Annotated in this window: 15 protein-coding genes and 1 pseudogene; 8 read left to right on the top strand and 8 right to left on the bottom strand. The window is 68.4% G+C overall.

What is annotated here, in order from left to right; all coding sequences use genetic code 11:
• Nucleotides 1-124: 124 nt before the first annotated feature.
• The 3 genes and pseudogenes from ACLQ3J_RS15950 to ACLQ3J_RS15940 all read right to left on the bottom strand — a co-directional run bounded on the left by ACLQ3J_RS15950 (nucleotide 125) and on the right by ACLQ3J_RS15940 (nucleotide 3,187).
• Nucleotides 125-899, bottom strand: a pseudogene (locus ACLQ3J_RS15950) (FAD:protein FMN transferase).
• A gap of 72 nt (nucleotides 900-971) precedes the next feature.
• Nucleotides 972-2,594 (bottom strand): acyl-CoA dehydrogenase family protein, encoded by a 1,623-nt coding sequence (locus tag ACLQ3J_RS15945; protein WP_425903848.1) that lies wholly within the window; start codon nucleotides 2,592-2,594, stop codon nucleotides 972-974.
• On the bottom strand, nucleotides 2,591-3,187 hold the full coding sequence (locus tag ACLQ3J_RS15940; protein WP_296550586.1) for a TetR/AcrR family transcriptional regulator: 597 nt from the start codon (nucleotides 3,185-3,187) through the stop codon (nucleotides 2,591-2,593). The genes ACLQ3J_RS15945 and ACLQ3J_RS15940 overlap by 4 nt, the downstream gene beginning before the upstream one ends.
• Before the next feature lie 74 nt (nucleotides 3,188-3,261).
• Between ACLQ3J_RS15940 and ACLQ3J_RS15935 the strand changes: the two genes are divergently transcribed.
• Together ACLQ3J_RS15935 and ACLQ3J_RS15930 are read left to right on the top strand one after the other, a co-directional pair.
• The gene (locus ACLQ3J_RS15935; RefSeq protein ID WP_425903847.1) at nucleotides 3,262-4,485 is read left to right on the top strand and encodes a hypothetical protein; all 1,224 of its coding nucleotides are present in this window, start codon (nucleotides 3,262-3,264) and stop codon (nucleotides 4,483-4,485) included.
• 202 nt (nucleotides 4,486-4,687) lie between these two features.
• A complete protein-coding gene (locus ACLQ3J_RS15930; RefSeq protein ID WP_296550583.1) occupies nucleotides 4,688-6,223 on the top strand; it encodes a carboxylesterase/lipase family protein in 1,536 nt (511 codons plus the stop codon).
• On the opposite strand, the gene ACLQ3J_RS15925 is transcribed toward ACLQ3J_RS15930, so the two are convergent.
• Genes ACLQ3J_RS15925 through ACLQ3J_RS15915 form a run of 3 tightly spaced genes read right to left on the bottom strand, consistent with a single transcriptional unit; the run spans nucleotide 6,207 to nucleotide 7,856 of the window.
• Nucleotides 6,207-6,533, bottom strand: a complete 327-nt coding sequence (locus tag ACLQ3J_RS15925) for a cupin domain-containing protein (protein WP_169621098.1) — start codon at nucleotides 6,531-6,533, stop codon at nucleotides 6,207-6,209. The two genes, ACLQ3J_RS15930 and ACLQ3J_RS15925, sit on opposite strands and share 17 nt — an antisense overlap.
• Before the next feature lie 34 nt (nucleotides 6,534-6,567).
• Nucleotides 6,568-7,056 carry a dihydrofolate reductase gene (locus ACLQ3J_RS15920; RefSeq protein WP_296550582.1) on the bottom strand — a complete coding sequence of 163 codons (489 nt, stop codon included), beginning with the start codon at nucleotides 7,054-7,056 and terminating at the stop codon, nucleotides 6,568-6,570.
• Complete coding sequence (locus ACLQ3J_RS15915) at nucleotides 7,056-7,856, bottom strand: thymidylate synthase (RefSeq protein ID WP_169621100.1); 801 nt, start codon at nucleotides 7,854-7,856, stop codon at nucleotides 7,056-7,058. Before ACLQ3J_RS15915 ends, ACLQ3J_RS15920 begins: the two co-directional genes overlap by 1 nt.
• An 81-nt stretch (nucleotides 7,857-7,937) precedes the next feature.
• Between ACLQ3J_RS15915 and ACLQ3J_RS15910 the strand changes: the two genes are divergently transcribed.
• On the top strand, nucleotides 7,938-8,804 hold the full coding sequence (locus ACLQ3J_RS15910) for an Fpg/Nei family DNA glycosylase (RefSeq protein ID WP_169621101.1): 867 nt from the start codon (nucleotides 7,938-7,940) through the stop codon (nucleotides 8,802-8,804).
• Here the strand turns inward: ACLQ3J_RS15910 and ACLQ3J_RS15905 are convergent.
• Nucleotides 8,797-9,411 (bottom strand): TetR/AcrR family transcriptional regulator, encoded by a 615-nt coding sequence (locus ACLQ3J_RS15905; protein ID WP_422423853.1) that lies wholly within the window; start codon nucleotides 9,409-9,411, stop codon nucleotides 8,797-8,799. The genes ACLQ3J_RS15910 and ACLQ3J_RS15905 overlap by 8 nt on opposite strands.
• A gap of 71 nt (nucleotides 9,412-9,482) precedes the next feature.
• On the opposite strand from ACLQ3J_RS15905, the gene ACLQ3J_RS15900 reads away from it, so the two are divergent.
• From ACLQ3J_RS15900 to ACLQ3J_RS15890, 3 genes are read left to right on the top strand one after another with little or no spacing between them, the layout of a single operon-like run.
• On the top strand, nucleotides 9,483-9,893 hold the full coding sequence (locus tag ACLQ3J_RS15900) for a RidA family protein (RefSeq protein ID WP_169621103.1): 411 nt from the start codon (nucleotides 9,483-9,485) through the stop codon (nucleotides 9,891-9,893).
• Nucleotides 9,894-9,948: 55 nt separating this feature from the next.
• Nucleotides 9,949-10,611, top strand: coding sequence for an alpha/beta family hydrolase (locus tag ACLQ3J_RS15895; RefSeq protein WP_425903845.1), 663 nt, complete (start codon nucleotides 9,949-9,951; stop codon nucleotides 10,609-10,611).
• Nucleotides 10,608-12,263, top strand: a complete 1,656-nt coding sequence (locus tag ACLQ3J_RS15890; RefSeq protein WP_169621104.1) for a sensor histidine kinase — start codon at nucleotides 10,608-10,610, stop codon at nucleotides 12,261-12,263. Before ACLQ3J_RS15895 ends, ACLQ3J_RS15890 begins: the two co-directional genes overlap by 4 nt.
• Before the next feature lie 15 nt (nucleotides 12,264-12,278).
• Here the strand turns inward: ACLQ3J_RS15890 and ACLQ3J_RS15885 are convergent, their stop codons facing one another.
• Nucleotides 12,279-12,926 carry a response regulator gene (locus tag ACLQ3J_RS15885; RefSeq protein ID WP_169621105.1) on the bottom strand — a complete coding sequence of 216 codons (648 nt, stop codon included), beginning with the start codon at nucleotides 12,924-12,926 and terminating at the stop codon, nucleotides 12,279-12,281.
• A gap of 194 nt (nucleotides 12,927-13,120) precedes the next feature.
• Between ACLQ3J_RS15885 and ACLQ3J_RS15880 the strand changes: the two genes are divergently transcribed.
• Nucleotides 13,121-14,044, top strand: a complete 924-nt coding sequence (locus tag ACLQ3J_RS15880) for a nitroreductase family protein (RefSeq protein WP_296550579.1) — start codon at nucleotides 13,121-13,123, stop codon at nucleotides 14,042-14,044.
• A 78-nt stretch (nucleotides 14,045-14,122) separates the two neighbouring features.
• Nucleotides 14,123-14,386 (top strand): hypothetical protein, encoded by a 264-nt coding sequence (locus ACLQ3J_RS15875; protein ID WP_072701578.1) that lies wholly within the window; start codon nucleotides 14,123-14,125, stop codon nucleotides 14,384-14,386.
• The last annotated feature ends 16 nt before the right edge of the window (nucleotides 14,387-14,402 follow it).

Raw genomic sequence — 14,402 nt, 5'->3', positions numbered from 1 at the left:
TTGGCGCCGGTGTTGGGGGGTGTGGGTGAGCCGGAGTCGGGTGATGCGTCTACGGACAACCTGATCCGCATATACCGCCGAATGCGCGACTCGGACTGACATCTCTCCCCGACGCCCGAAACCGTTACGCAGCGCGAGAATCCGGCCACGCGGCCGTGGTGTGTACCCGCCCCCGGCGGTCGACGAGCCGCGCCGCGAGTTCGTACTGCTCGAGCCACGCGATCGCACCGACCTCGCAGTGCAGAGCCGTCTGCGCCGCAGCGTCGGCCCAGACCGCATCGGGCGCGACCACCGTGACGACGCGCCACCGGTCGTCGGCCCGGTCCCCTGCCCTACGCGAGGCGATCGCGGTGCCTGCGGGCAAGTCGATGTCGTTCCGGCCGGGCAACGCCACCTGCCATCCGCCGTCCGGGCGCGCGCCCGCGGTGGCCGCCGATACGCACCAGCACGCCGCAGTCGAGCCCCTCCGCGGCGAGTGCCGCCCCGTAGTCGGCGGTATCGGCGCGCGCCGTCTCCTCGAGGTCGAGACCCGCGCCCCACGGCGCGTGAACGGTGTCGCCCTCGATCCGGACGTCGAGGTAGCTGGGCACCGGGTGGACCGGGGGAATCGACTCGGTGTCGAGGCGGTTGTCGACCGGCGTGACGGCACCGTCGGTCATCCGGGCAGCCCGCAGGGCAGACTCGAGCAGCGTGGACAGGCGCGGGCTCACCCGCACGGGGACGCCTTGCCCGAGATTGACGGCGTGCAGTTCTGCATCACCGCGCCGGAGATCACACGCTGCCTCGGACACGTCGATCGTCGAGCGCACGATCTCCTCGGCCTGCCCCAGCGCACGGGGTTCGGTCACCGCGAGCACGACGTGCCGCCCGAACCCCCGCCACCGGCTCGTGTCGATCATGGCCGTCTCCCCTCGTGTGCGGGATTCACCGACCCTTTCCAGTATGCCCGGGGCTCTCCGCGGCAGCCCGTCTCAGATGCGGGTCAAGATCGCCTCGGTGTCCACCCCGGTGGGCAACGTACCCATGGCGATCCCCCAGTCGTCGTCGAGCCTGCTCGCGCAGAACGCGTCGGCAACGGCGTGGTGGCCGTGCCGCACGAGCTGGGCGCCCTGCAGAACGAGCGCCATCAGTTCCACGATCCGCCGGGCGCGGTATTCGATGTTCTCCAGGTCTGCGAGTTCCTTGCCCACGCGGGTGATGGCGTGGTCCAACCGCGAATCCGCGCCCTGCGCACGCTGCACCTCGGTGAAGAAGGCCTCGACGGTGTCGGGTTGCTTGACCATGGCGCGCAGCGCATCGAGAGCAGCGACGTTCCCGGAACCCTCCCAGATCGACATCAGCGGTGCTTCGCGGTAGAGCCTCGGCATCCCGGACTCTTCGGCGTAGCCGTTGCCACCGAGGCATTCGAGCGCTTCCGCGGCGTGGGCGGGCGCCCGCTTGCACACCCAGTATTTGGTGACCGCCAGTGCGATCCGCCGCAGCGCCGCTTCCTGCGGGTCGCCCTGCGCGCGGTCGGTCGCGCCGGCGAGCCGCATCATCATGGTGGTCGACGCCTCGGACTCGACGACGAGATCGGCGAGAACGTTGCGCATGAGTGGTTGGTCGACGAGGAGCGCACCGAATGCCGCGCGGTGCCGTGCGTGGTGGACCGCGCGGAGTGTTGCCATCCGCATCCCCGTCGCGGACCCGATCACGCAGTCGAGCCGAGTCATGTTGACCATGTCGATGATCGTGGAGACACCGCGTCCCTCGGGTCCGACGATCCATCCCACGGCGCCCTCGTACTCGATCTCCGACGACGCGTTGGATTTGTTCCCCAGTTTGTCCTTCAGCCGCTGGATCCGGATGGGGTTGCGGGCGCCGTCGGGCAGGACGCGCGGCAGGAGGAAACACGTGGGCCCGGCGCCGGTGTTCGCGAGGGTCAGGAACACGTCGGACATCGGCGCGGACGTGAACCATTTGTGCCCGACGATCGTGTACGTGCCGTCGGCGTTCTGTGTCGCGGTGGTGGTGTTGGCGCGGACGTCGGAGCCGCCCTGCTTCTCGGTCATCGACATCCCGGCGATGAGACCGCGTTTGCTCGCCGGTGTCCGCAGACCGAAGTCGTAGTGCGGCGCCGCCAATAGCGGTTCGTATTCCGCCGCGAGTGCCGGATTGTGGCGGAGCGCCGGAATCGCCGCGTACGTCATCGAAATGGGGCACATGTGGCCGGCGTCGGCCTGACCCCACACGTAGAACTTGGCGGCCCGGGCCACGTGCGCTCCTGGGCGCGGGTCGCGCCACGGCGCACCGTGCAGTCCGTGTTCGACCGCGACCGTCATCAGGTCGTGCCAATGCGGGTGGAACTCGACCTCGTCGATGCGGTTGCCGTACCGGTCGTGGGTGCGCAGGACGGGCGGATATTCGTTGGCGAGCCTGCCCCACTCCTGTGCCCGGGCCCCTCCCGCGAGCGCCCCGAGTTCGTGTACCTCGTCCTCTGCCCAGCTTCCGCCTTCGCGGTGCAGTCCTTCGATCAATGCGCGATCGTCCGCAGCGCTGTAGGGCACGAGGTCGGGCGCCTGGTTGGACACGATGTGCGTCGCGGGAAATGTCATGAGGGCGCTCCTAACGCGCGAAGGGACAATGCCACGAGGGCAGGCACCGTGTCTGCCGAAGCCGCACCGGCCCGCAAGGGTCCGGTGAGTACCTCCCCGACCGCTCCGACGAGAGCGGCGGCAGCGAGATCCGGGTCCTGGTCTGCGAATTCGCCCGTGGTGATGCCGTACCGGATCGCGCCGGCGAATGCGGCGGCGAACGCTCTGCGCAGCACCAGTCGCTCGGCGTCCACAGCCGCGTCGACGGGTTCCGCGAGCAGGGCGTAGGCCAGCACGGGATTGCGCAGCGCCCGGAACGCGAAGGTTTCCACGACGGCCGAGATCCGCTCGGCCGCCGATCCCGTCGCGGCCGCCGACACGACGGCCTCGACTTCTCGGCCGCACAGGTCCCGGAAGATCTGCACCATCAGATCCGACTTGTCGGCAAAATGCCGGTAGACGCTGCCGGTCGCGACTCCGGCGCGTTCGGCGACGGCCGCGATCGACATCTCCCGGTATCCACGTTCGGCGACGAGCGCCACCGCTGCGGCCGCAATCGCGTCGCGCTGGTCGTCGAGACGTTGTTGGACCGCGGGGGTCCGCCGGTACGGCATACCAAGAATTGAACCCCGGTTCAAACCTTTGGTCAACAGGCTTTCCGCCCGCGGTCCGGGCTACGGTCTAACGCATGAGTCGATTGAGCGTGGTGGACGAAATGTTCCTGCACCGACACCGCGGTTCCGGGCTTCCGTCGGTGATGCAGGGACTGTGGCGCACCGACGACACCGTGCACGCTCCCCTCCTCATCTCCCTGCACGACGCGTTGTCGCAAGGCCCCCTCGGCCGCCGGGTTGTTCGGCCCCGCATACCCGGCGCCCGCCCCCGATTCGTCGCGAGCACGCACTCGTACCCGCTGCGCTACCCCGCGGAGAAAGTGGCGGACGACGCGATCCTCGAATGGGCCGATGCCCAGACCGAAGTCGACCTCGATCCCGAACACGGACCCGGGTGGTCACTGGTCGCAGCACATCTCGCCGGCGGCGGCACTCTCGTCTCCCTCGTCTGCTCCCACGTACTGACCGACGCGCGGGGACTGATCGATGCTGTGGCCGAGGCTCTCGCCGGTCACGCCGAGCCACCCGACGAGTCCCACACCTCCGACGTCCGCGACGCGCTGCATGTCGTCCGTACGGTCGCGCGCGGTCTCCGGGGCGTGCGCCGTTCCGGTCCGCGTGAAAAACCGCCGGTCCCGCTGTCGGTGCGGTTGCGTCCCCGTACCGCCCTGATCGACGTGCCGAGCGACGAGTGGGACGCCGCTGCCGGCATCGGAGAGGGCACCGCGAATTCGCTGATGCTGGCGATCGCGACCGGGATCGCCCGCCGCGCAGGCATCCCCTTCCCGCTGAAGATCTCCATTCCTGTGGACGACCGCGGTTCCGGCACCACCTCCAACGGGGTATCGATGACGGGTATCACCGTCGACGCGGACGACACGGTGGCGACGATCAGGGCCAAGGCCACGCACGCGTACCGGCAGCCTCGCGAGGGCGCGCCGCACGGTATCCCCGCAGAGATCGTGCAACTCGTACCCGACCGTGTCGCGGCCCGCCTCGCCAGAGGCGCCGGCGAGCGAGACATGCTGTGCTCCAATATTGGTCGCGTCCCGGCCGTGCTCGATGCGTTCGGTCCGCACCGCACCGCCGGGGTGGCGATGCGCGCCATGCATCCCGGCCTCGGCACGAGGGACGCCACGACCTCGACACGCCTGTCGACCTACCTGTGCAGCCGGGACGATCGATACACGCTCGCGCTCGTCGCCCTCGACGAAGATCGATTCCCCGACACCCGGACGCTGCGCGCGTTCATCGACGCAGAACTCTCCGAGAGAGGTCTGCACGCCACCTACTGGTGACCCGGGTCCCGGTGACCTGGTGGACGCCGCTCCCCATTGACCATCTGAACGAGAGGAAACGCTCGCCGGACGGAGATTTGCGCGGCGAATATCGTGAGCGGATCTCCGTTCGACGCGCGAATCCAGCCCGCTGTGGCGGGACGGACGAAGCCCCTGCGCGCGACTCGCCGATCGTGGTGACTCGTCCCGTACAGTGCCAAGAATGACGTCCGAGACCCTCGTCACATATGCGGACGGCGCTGTTCGCGGTGTCCGAACCGGCGACCTGCTCACATGGCGCGGCATTCCCTATGCGGCACCACCTGTGGGCGCGCTGCGCCTGCGCGCTCCCCAGCCCGTCGAACCCTGGACGGGCGAGCGGGACGCCACGCAGTTCGGCAATGCGGCATCCCAGCACCCGCGAGGGGTCGCCACGGGACGCCGCGGCGTCCGGGTGCGGCCCGCCGAGGACTGTCTCACGCTCAACGTCCTTGCGCCCGCGGGCCGGGTGCACAGTCCGCGGCCGGTGATGGTGTTCATCCACGGCGGCGCATTCACTCTCGGCACCACTGCCCTCTCCCTGTACGGGGGTGAGTCGCTCGTACGGCGCGGCGATGTGGTGTACGTGTCGGTCAACTACCGGCTCGGCGCGCTCGGATATCTCGATTTCCGCGAGTTCTCCGACGGCACCACACAATTCGACTCCAATCTGGGTCTCCGGGACCAGGTCGCGGCCCTCGAGTGGGTGCAGCGCAATATCGCTGCTTTCGGCGGCGATCCGGGCAACGTGACGATCTTCGGTGAATCGGCCGGGGGTACCTCGGTCACGACGCTGCTCGCGACGCCCGCGGCGCGCGGGCTGTTCTCCGGGGCGATCGCGCAGAGTCCCGCCCCGAACCTGGTGAACACCGCCGACAACTCCGCCCGGTGGAGTCGCGTGTTCCTCGAACTGCTCGGCGCCGACTCGGAATCGGCTGTCGCGGCACTCACCGGCGGTTCTCCCGCGGACCTGGGACGCGCGGGTGCGCGTCTGGGCGCCCACACTCTGAGGGACACTCCCGGCCTCCACCCGTTCGGGCCGGTTGTCGACGGCGATGTCGTCCCGATCGCTCCGCTCGATGCCTTCGAGACCGGAGCGGCTCATCCGGTCCCCCTCGTCATCGGCACCAACGACCGGGAAGGCGCGCTGTTCCCGAAGTTCCTCGACGGCCTGCCTACCAGTCCCGACCGCATCGACCGCATGTTCGCTGCGACCGACCCGGACGCGAAGAGCCGGGTGACCGCGGCGTACCCCGGATATCCGGACGAGAAGGCCGCCATCGATCTCGGCGGCGACTTCACGTTCTGGTATCCCGCACTCCAGATCGCACAGGCGCACGCACGCTTCGCACCGACGTACATGTACCGGTTCGACTACGCGCCGCGTCTCCTCAAGTGGACCGGGTTCGACGCGACGCACGCGGTCGATCTGCTGGCAGTGTTCGATCAGGCCGACGAGCCGATCGGCCGGATCCTCACCACCGCGGGCGGACGGCGCGGGCTGCGCACCGTCGCGGCATCGGTACAGCGGCAGTGGACACATTTCGCGAGGCACGGCGAACCACTGCCTTCGTGGCCCGCTTATGACGAAATAGACCGCGCGACCATGATTTTCGATGTTCCCCAGCGAGTGGAGGACGATCCGCGCCGAGAGCGGCGGATCGCGTGGGAGGGCTATCGCGGCTACACGAGCGACGCGCCTGCTACTTCACGACCGTGAGGAGAAACGCGACGTCCTCGATCGCCCGGACGCTGTGCCGCGCCGGCGGAATGACGATCAGATCCCCCGCCGACCCTTTCCACAGGTCGTCGCCTGCGACCAGCTGGAGTTGCCCCTGAAGGATCTGCAGGGTCGCCTCGCCGGGACTGTCGTGCTCACCGAGTTCGTGCCCGGCCAGCAGCGCCACCATGGTCTGCCGCAGATGCTTGGCGTGCCCGCCGAAAACCGTCTGCGAACTACGGCCACTGCTCGACGTCGCCGCCAGTTTCAGCTGCTGCCGGGCCAGCGCGGTCAGGGAGAGCTTGTCCATGTAGCGCAGTATGGCGTACTCACCGACACGACACTCAGCTTCGCGAATACCGGACCCAGCGAAACCTGATCCCCTTCGCCGACGACCGCCACTCTCCGGTCTCGGTCGCCGACCATTCGGGCCCGATCTCCGGAGCCGTCGCGTCCCCGTCGATGTCGAGGTCCACCTCGGTGACCAGCAGACGGGTCGCTCGCGGCATCGCCTGCGCGTAGATCTGGCCGCCACCGATGACCACGACATCGCCGTCGCCCGCGAGCCGGAACGCCTCGTCGAGACCGGATGCGGCGTGAGCACCGTCGGCCGACCATTCCGGGTCGCGGGTGACGACCACGTTGCGGCGGCCCGGGAGCGGCCGGAACTTCGGCGGCAGCGAATCCCACGTGAGACGCCCCATGACCACCGGCTTGCCCATCGTGGCGTCCTTGAAGAACGCCAGGTCTTCCGGGATGTGCCAGGGAATCTTGTTGTCGCGGCCGATGACGCCGTTGCGGGCCTGTGCCCAGATCAGGCTGATCTCACCCATCAGACGGCCACGGGCGCCTTGATCGCCGGATGGTGCCGGTAGCCGACGATCTTCACGTCGTCGAAGGTGTAGTCGAAGAGCGAGTCCCGGCGCTGCAACTGCAAGGTCGGGTACGGGTACGGCGCGCGCGTGAGTTGCTCGGTGACCTGCTCGATGTGATTGGAGTAGATGTGGCAGTCGCCGCCGGTCCAGATGAACTCGCCGGGCTCGAGCCCGACCTGCTGCGCCACCATGTGGGTGAGCAGCGCGTAGCTGGCGATGTTGAACGGCACCCCGAGGAAGAGGTCGGCGCTGCGCTGGTACAGCTGGCAGCTGAGCTTGCCGTCGGCGACGTAGAACTGGAAGAACGCGTGGCACGGCATCAGCGCCATCTTGTCCAGGTCGGCGACGTTCCACGCGGAGACGATCATCCGGCGCGAGTCGGGATTGCTGCGCAGCGTCTCGAGCACCTGCGAGATCTGGTCGATGTGCCGTCCGTCGGGAGTCGGCCACGAACGCCACTGGACCCCGTAGACGGGACCGAGATCGCCGTCCGGCTGCGCCCACTCGTCCCAGATCGTCACGCCGTGGTCGCGGAGCCACTGGACGTTCGAGTCGCCGCGCAGGAACCACAGCAACTCGTAGACGATGGACTTCAGATGCACCTTCTTGGTGGTGACGAGCGGAAAGCCCTCGGAGAGATCGAAGCGCATCTGGTGACCGAACAGGCTCCGCGTGCCCGTCCCGGTACGGTCGTTCTTCTCGGCACCGGTCTCGAGGACGAGTCGCAAGAGATCTTCGTAGGGGGTCGGCACAGTCACGAGGGCAGTCTACGGCGTCGTCCCGACACCGGTTCGTCCGCCGAGCCCCGGTGATCGCGCCCGAGTCGTAGCCTGGGAGCCATGCCCGAGCTGCCCGAGGTGGAAGCACTCGCCGTATTCCTGCGTGAGCATGCTGTCGGATCCGTGGTGGGGCGGATCGACGTGGCCGCGTTGAGCGTGCTGCAGACGGCAGATCCGCCGATCACCGCATTGCAGGGGCGGGACATCACGGGCGCCGCCCGGTACGGCAAGTTCCTCGCCATCGAGTGTTCGGACCTGCAGATGGTCACACACCTCTCCCGCGCGGGGTGGCTGCGGTGGCTCGACGAACCGTCGCAGTCTCCGCCGAAGCTGGGGAAGGGACCGCTGGCTCTGCGGGTCCACCTGTTCGCGCCCGACGCGACGACGCCGGCGTTCGATCTCACGGAAGCGGGCACCAAGAAGCGGCTCGCGGTCTGGGTCGTCGACGACCCGAAGAAGATCCCCGGTGTCGCGCGCCTCGGACCGGACGCCCTCGAGCTCACCGCCGACGAGTTCGCCGCACTGGTCGCCGGGAGTACCTCCCGGCTGAAGACGTTCCTCACCGATCAGTCCGTGCTCGCAGGAATCGGGAATGCCTACTCGGACGAGATCCTCCACGTGGCGCGACTGTCACCGTTCGCCACGGCCGGACGGCTCGACGACGCCTCGGTCTCGGCACTGTACGGCGCGATGCGCTCCGTGCTCGAGGACGCCGTCGCGCGATCCGTCGGGCAGGACGCAGCCCGGCTCAAGGGCGAGAAGCGCTCCGGCATGCGGGTGCACGCCCGCACCGGTCAACCGTGCCCGGTGTGCGGAGACACCGTCCGCGAAGTCTCCTACGCGGAACGTTCCTTCCAGTACTGCCCGACGTGCCAGACGGGCGGGAAGGTGCTCGCCGACCGCCGGCTGTCCAGGCTGCTCAAGTAGCCGTAGGCCGACTCCAGCCGTGTGCCACCGACGCGCGGCACCGCGTGATGTCGTCGCCTGCTCCGACGAACAGCGCCGTGAGCATCGGTACACAGTGTTCGAGCGTGTCCTCGGGCAACGGCCCGTTCGCGACGAGCGACACCAACCCGTGGCCGATCGCCCAACTCTGGATCGCCAGGTCCAGGGGCTCGATTCCGGTGAAGCGGCCTTCGCCCTGGGCCCGGCGCACCGCCCGCACCAGATATTCGAGGGTGGCATCGGCAGCCGAGAGGTCTTCGAGGTCGACGCTCGCGTCGAACATCACCCGGTACAGGTCCGGCTGCTCGAGTGCGTTCCCGAGATACGCCGCGACGAGTGCGGTCAGGTCCCGGACCGGATCGTCCGTGAGCGCCACGGTCGCAAACCTGGCTTCCAGCCTGGTGAAGCCCTCCTGCCGGAGGGCCATCCACAACCCGTCCATGCCGCCGAAGTAGGTGTAGACGGCCATCGTGGAGACGCCGGTGCCCGCCACGAGTGCACGCAGAGTGATCGGTTCACGGGTACGGAGCATGTGGGCCGCCCGTTCGAGAAGCAGTGCGCGCACCGCCGGATCTTTGGACCTCACCATGCCTGAACAATACATAACATTGCGTTGCTATATTAAGCGCCTGCCAGTCCGATCAACCCAGAGGAGTACCGGTGCCCGTCACCTTGATGAACCCCGAAGCGTTGCCCGAGGTCGATCTCTACCGCCAGGTGTCGGTCGCGACCGGCTCGAAGCTCGTGTTCACGGCCGGTCAGGTCTCGGTCGATGCGCAGGGCACCCTGGTGGGCGCGGGCGATATCGCGGCCCAAGCCGAGCAGTGCTATCTCAACGTCGCCACCGCCCTGGCCGAGGCCGGCGCGACATTCGACGATGTCGCGAAATTGACCGTCTACGTCGTCGACTGGTCGCCCGACAAGATGGAACCGTTCGTCGAGGGCGTGGCCCGCGCCGCCGCGCGCCTCGGGATCGACAAGCCGCTCCCGCCCTTCACCGGCATCGGAGTGGCCGCCCTCGCGGGTGAGGGACTTCTTCTCGAAGTCGAGGCCACCGCGGTCGTCGACTGACGCCCCGGGCCGCATCTCCGAGGGCCACCTCGGAGCATGCGGTTACCGTATCGGTGTGACGCCCGCACCCGAAGACGCCGAACACGTGGACACCGAGGCCCTGTCCGGCTATCTGCACTCCGCTTCGGGCTCCCCGCGCGGCGTCGTCGCGCTCACACACGGAGCCGGAGGCAATTGCAACGCGAAGATCCTCCAGCTCATGTGCACCCGTTTCGCCGCGCACGGTTTCGTGGCGCTGCGGTACGACCTCCCGTTCCGCCGGCGCCGCCCCAAAGGGCCGCCGCAGCCGTCGCGTGCCGGCGAGGACCGCGAGGGGGTCGCCGCGGTCGCAGCCGCCACCAGGGAATATTCCGACGGGCCGCTCATTCTCGGCGGAGTGTCGTACGGCGGGCGCCAGGTGACCATGCTCGCCGCCGAACGACCCGGGATCGCGGACGGACTGTTGCTCATGTCGTACCCGCTGCACCCGCCGGGAAAGCCCGACAAGCCGCGGACCGAACATCTGCCTGCCCTCACCGCGCCGTCGGTGTTCGTGCACGGAGACCGGGACCCCTTCGGCACGCTCGACGAACTGCGGCACGCCCTCGCGCTCGTGCCGGCCCCGACGACGCTGGTCCCCGTGGAGGGGGCCGCACACGACCTGGGTCGCGCGAAAGCAGACCCGTCCGAGATCGCGGTCCGCGCGGTTCTGGCACTTGTGGACGGCCAGGCCCGATGAGCGAGCTCACCGACGGTGTCATCGACACGTTGCTGTCCGAAATGCGCGAGCGCCTGGACGAGACGGTCACCCCCGCGACGCTCCGTGGACTGCTCGAGGCCGTGCTCGTCGTAGGGTCCGGCCTCGAACTCGATTCGATGCTGCAGCGCATCGTCTCGGCAGCGACGTCGCTGCTCGGGGCCCGGTACGGCGCTCTCGGTGTGCGTGCCTCGGACGGCGGACTCTCGGAATTCGTCTACGTGGGCATCGACCCCACGCAGCGGGAGGTCATGGGACACCTCCCCGAGGGTCGCGGCCTTCTCGGCCTGCTCGTCAACGACCCCCGGCCGGTGCGTCTCGCCGACCTGTCCCAGCACCCCGGCTCGATCGGCTTCCCTGCCAACCATCCCCCGATGGGAAGTTTCCTCGGGACTCCGATCATGGTGCGCGGCAAGGTGTTCGGCAGCATCTATCTCACCGAGAAAATCGGCGCACCCGAGTTCACCGAGGAAGACGAGATCCTCCTGAAAGTCCTGGCGACCTCGGCCGGCATGGCCGTCGAGAACGCATGGCTGTTCGAGGGTTCCCTCACCCGCGAGCGGTGGCTCACCGCAATGGCATCGATCAACGCCCGGTTGCTCGTCGGCGGCTCGGTCGACGACACCCTCTCGCTGCTCGTCGGCCAGGTTCGGGAACTCGCCGTGTGTTCCGAGGTGTACGTCGTCCTGGCCGACGGCGTACAGGGCTCGGTCCGGGCGGCGGCCCCCGCGGAGCCCTCCTTGACTTCGACGCGGGTCGACCTCACCGGGTCACCGATCATGCGCGCCCTCAGAACCCGGAAGCCGGTACACACCCGTACGACATGGCTTCTCCCGTCGGCGGATTCGAGCGGACCGGGTCACGCGGTGGTACTCCCACTCTCCGCCACCTCCGCGATCACCGGTGCGCTCGTCGCGACACGGGCAGCGGGTAGCGAACCGTGGGGCGACGAAGACGTCCTCCGTCTCGAATCGATGGCGAATCTCGCGGCCGTCGCCCTCGAGTTCGCAGAGCAACAACGCAAGCAGCGACTGCTCGATGTGCTCGCCGACCGCGACCGCATCGCACAGGACCTGCACGACAACGTGATTCAGCGGTTGTTCGCGACCGGGATGAGCTTGCAGAGCACCATGGCCTCGGGCGTCGGCAACGACCGGATGGCGGAGGTGGTGCAGCACGCGGTCGAACAACTCGACCGGACCGTCCGCGAGATCCGCACGACCATCTTCGACCTGCACACCACCGGCGCCGCAGCGTCGACGAGTCTGCGGCGGCGACTGCTCGACGTGGTCGGGGATCTGAGCGTCCACTCGGCCGTGTCGCCGAACATCCAGTTCCGGGGCCCGATCGACACCCTCGTGCCCGCCCGCATCCATCCACAAGCGGAAGCGGTGTTGCGGGAAGGGCTGAGCAACGCACTCCGGCACTCCCAGTCCGAGAACATCTCCGTCTCGGTCTCGGCCCTCGAGGACTTCCGGATCGAGATCGTCGACGACGGAACCGGGTTGCCCGCCACCGTGCGGCGCAGCGGTCTGATCAACCTGGAACGCCGCGCCGAGCAGTGCGGCGGGTCGTTCCGCGTCGAATCCAACGAGAGCAGGGGCACGCGGCTGGTCTGGTGCGCCCCGCTCTGACTCCGCCGGACCCCGTCAGGTGTTGTCGTGCCCGCGTTCCTTGCGGAGTTCGGTGGCGAGCACAGCGGCCTGGGTGCGTCGCTGCATTCCGAGCTTCGACAGCAGCCGCGAGACGTAGTTCTTGACGGTCTTCTCTGCGAGGAACAGCCGCTCGGCGATCTCCCGGTTGGTCATGCCCTCACCGATCAGCTCGAAGACCGCGCGCTCCTGCTCGGACAGTTCGGCGAGCGGGTCTGCGTTGCGCGATGCCCGGATACGTTCCATCAGCGCCGCGGTCGCACGGCTGTCGAGCAGCGAACCGCCCTCTCCCACCGTGCGGATCGCGGAGACCAGGTCGGTGCCGAGGATCTGCTTGAGCACGAATCCGGACGCGCCCGCCATGATGGCGTCGAAGAGCGCTTCGTCGTCGGCGTACGACGTGAGCATCAGCGCCCGGAGTTCGGGCATGCGGTTGCGCAGTTCACGGCACAATTCCACCCCGTTCCCGTCGGGGAGTCGCACGTCGAGCACCACGACGTCGGCGTCGCTGCCGGGTACCCGGGCGAGCGCCTCCCCCACCGATGCGGCCTCTCCGACCACGGTGAAGTCGGCGACGCTGCTCAGCAGGTCGACCAGGCCGCGTCTGACGATCTCGTGGTCGTCGACGAGGAATACGCGGGGCATGTCACGCACCTTTCGTTGGGCATCGGTCCCCATTGTCCCAGCCGTCACCCTCGTGACCCGGCTCCGGGCCGTTCGACGGCAGGTCCGGGACCTTCGCCCCACGCGCGACAGGTGTCTCGTGAGCAACGCTACCTATGCGGGCGTGTGTGCCTACACCGCGTCCGGAAACGGTGACCCTGAGCGAGGAGGCGACCGTGTCAGTCGATTTCGAAACCTGGAACGCCGGGGGCACGGACATCATCGCACGGGCCGTGGTCGCGGCCCCGAGCGTTCACGACACCCAGCCGTGGAACCTGTACCTCCCCGGACAGTCGGCCGAACTCGAGGAACGCACCGAATTCGCCGAGCCCGGCGGCGATCCGCTCCGCCCCGACCGGACGATCTCGTGCGGCACAGCCGTCGCGAACCTGGAACTGGCCGTGCGCGTGCTGGGGTACCGGACCCGGACCGCTCTGTTCCCCGATCCCGATCGCTCTGCGCTGGTCGCACGGGTCGACGCGGTCGAGGCGGCCGCACCGTCGAACTGGGACCTTCGCCTCTACGCCGCAATATCCCACCGGCGCAGCCACCGCGAATCCTTCGCCGGCGTCCCGGTACCTGCCGAGACCATCGCCGACGTGATCTCCGCGGCTGCCGAAGTGCCCGGAATCCACGTCATGCTGCTGGCCCCCGACGAGGCGAGCGCCCTGGCCGGCACCCTCACCTATGCGGCCGAAGCCAAGCGCCGGCACCAGCACTACCAGCGCGAGATGTTCTCGTGGACCTCGCACTGGCAACCCGACGGGAACGCCGAGGTGGTCACGACGTGGAACACCGGTCTCGATGAGCGAGGTGCCGCGGGCGCAGCACTGATCACCACGGGCGTCCCCGACCCGGCTGCGCTCTCCGATTCCATCGCGCGAGAAACCGTTCTGCTGTTCGTGCCCGACTCCTCCGAACCGGAAGACCTGGTGCGTGTGGGAATGGCGGCCCAGCGAGCGTGGCTCGCAGCGGTCGACGCGCGACTGTCGGCATCGGTGCTCACGCATCCGCTGCGTATCGGGGACTCGGCGTCCCGGCTCGCCGAACTACTCGATCTGCCGGCGCCACCCCAGCTCATCATGCGGATCGGCTTTTGATGTGTGCGACAGGCGATTACAGTGCAATCTGTTAGACCGTGATTCCTTCCGGTACCACGACGCAGACAGGAGGAGGCAGTGAGCGCACCCACGGGCGACCCGGTTCAGGCCCCCACGACGGAACTTTTCCACGCGGCGCTGGACATGGCACAGGCAGCGAAGGCGGGGAACGTCTCCGGCTGGCTCGCGTCCCGGTACAGCTGTGGCAGGTTCGACGACGTCGCGTTCCTCATGTCTCAGATGCTCGGCGTCCTCATCGAGAACGGCGCCATCGCCCGCGGCGTCCATCCCGCCGACGCCTGGAACGAACTACGCGAGCAGGGCGTCGACGAATTCGGCTGACACCCTGCTCGCGTAA

This window comes from Rhodococcus sp. DT1, assembly GCF_049844875.1.
Taxonomy (GTDB): domain Bacteria; phylum Actinomycetota; class Actinomycetes; order Mycobacteriales; family Mycobacteriaceae; genus Rhodococcus.
Note: the sequence above shows the minus strand (reverse complement) of the source record. Positions and strands in the feature narration are given on the sequence as shown.

Bases quoted from the DNA above. Each gene is read 5' to 3' on its own strand.
- ACLQ3J_RS15945 (WP_425903848.1), bottom strand. From the start codon at position 2,594: ATGACATTTCCCGCGACGCACATCGTGTCCAACCAGGCGCCCGACCTC.
- ACLQ3J_RS15940 (WP_296550586.1), bottom strand. From the start codon at position 3,187: ATGCCGTACCGGCGGACCCCCGCGGTCCAACAACGTCTCGACGACCAG.
- ACLQ3J_RS15935 (WP_425903847.1), top strand. From the start codon at position 3,262: ATGAGTCGATTGAGCGTGGTGGACGAAATGTTCCTGCACCGACACCGC.
- ACLQ3J_RS15930 (WP_296550583.1), top strand. From the start codon at position 4,688: ATGACGTCCGAGACCCTCGTCACATATGCGGACGGCGCTGTTCGCGGT.
- ACLQ3J_RS15925 (WP_169621098.1), bottom strand. From the start codon at position 6,533: ATGGACAAGCTCTCCCTGACCGCGCTGGCCCGGCAGCAGCTGAAACTG.
- ACLQ3J_RS15920 (WP_296550582.1), bottom strand. From the start codon at position 7,056: ATGGGTGAGATCAGCCTGATCTGGGCACAGGCCCGCAACGGCGTCATC.
- ACLQ3J_RS15910 (WP_169621101.1), top strand. From the start codon at position 7,938: ATGCCCGAGCTGCCCGAGGTGGAAGCACTCGCCGTATTCCTGCGTGAG.
- ACLQ3J_RS15905 (WP_422423853.1), bottom strand. From the start codon at position 9,411: ATGGTGAGGTCCAAAGATCCGGCGGTGCGCGCACTGCTTCTCGAACGG.
- ACLQ3J_RS15890 (WP_169621104.1), top strand. From the start codon at position 10,608: ATGAGCGAGCTCACCGACGGTGTCATCGACACGTTGCTGTCCGAAATG.
- ACLQ3J_RS15885 (WP_169621105.1), bottom strand. From the start codon at position 12,926: ATGCCCCGCGTATTCCTCGTCGACGACCACGAGATCGTCAGACGCGGC.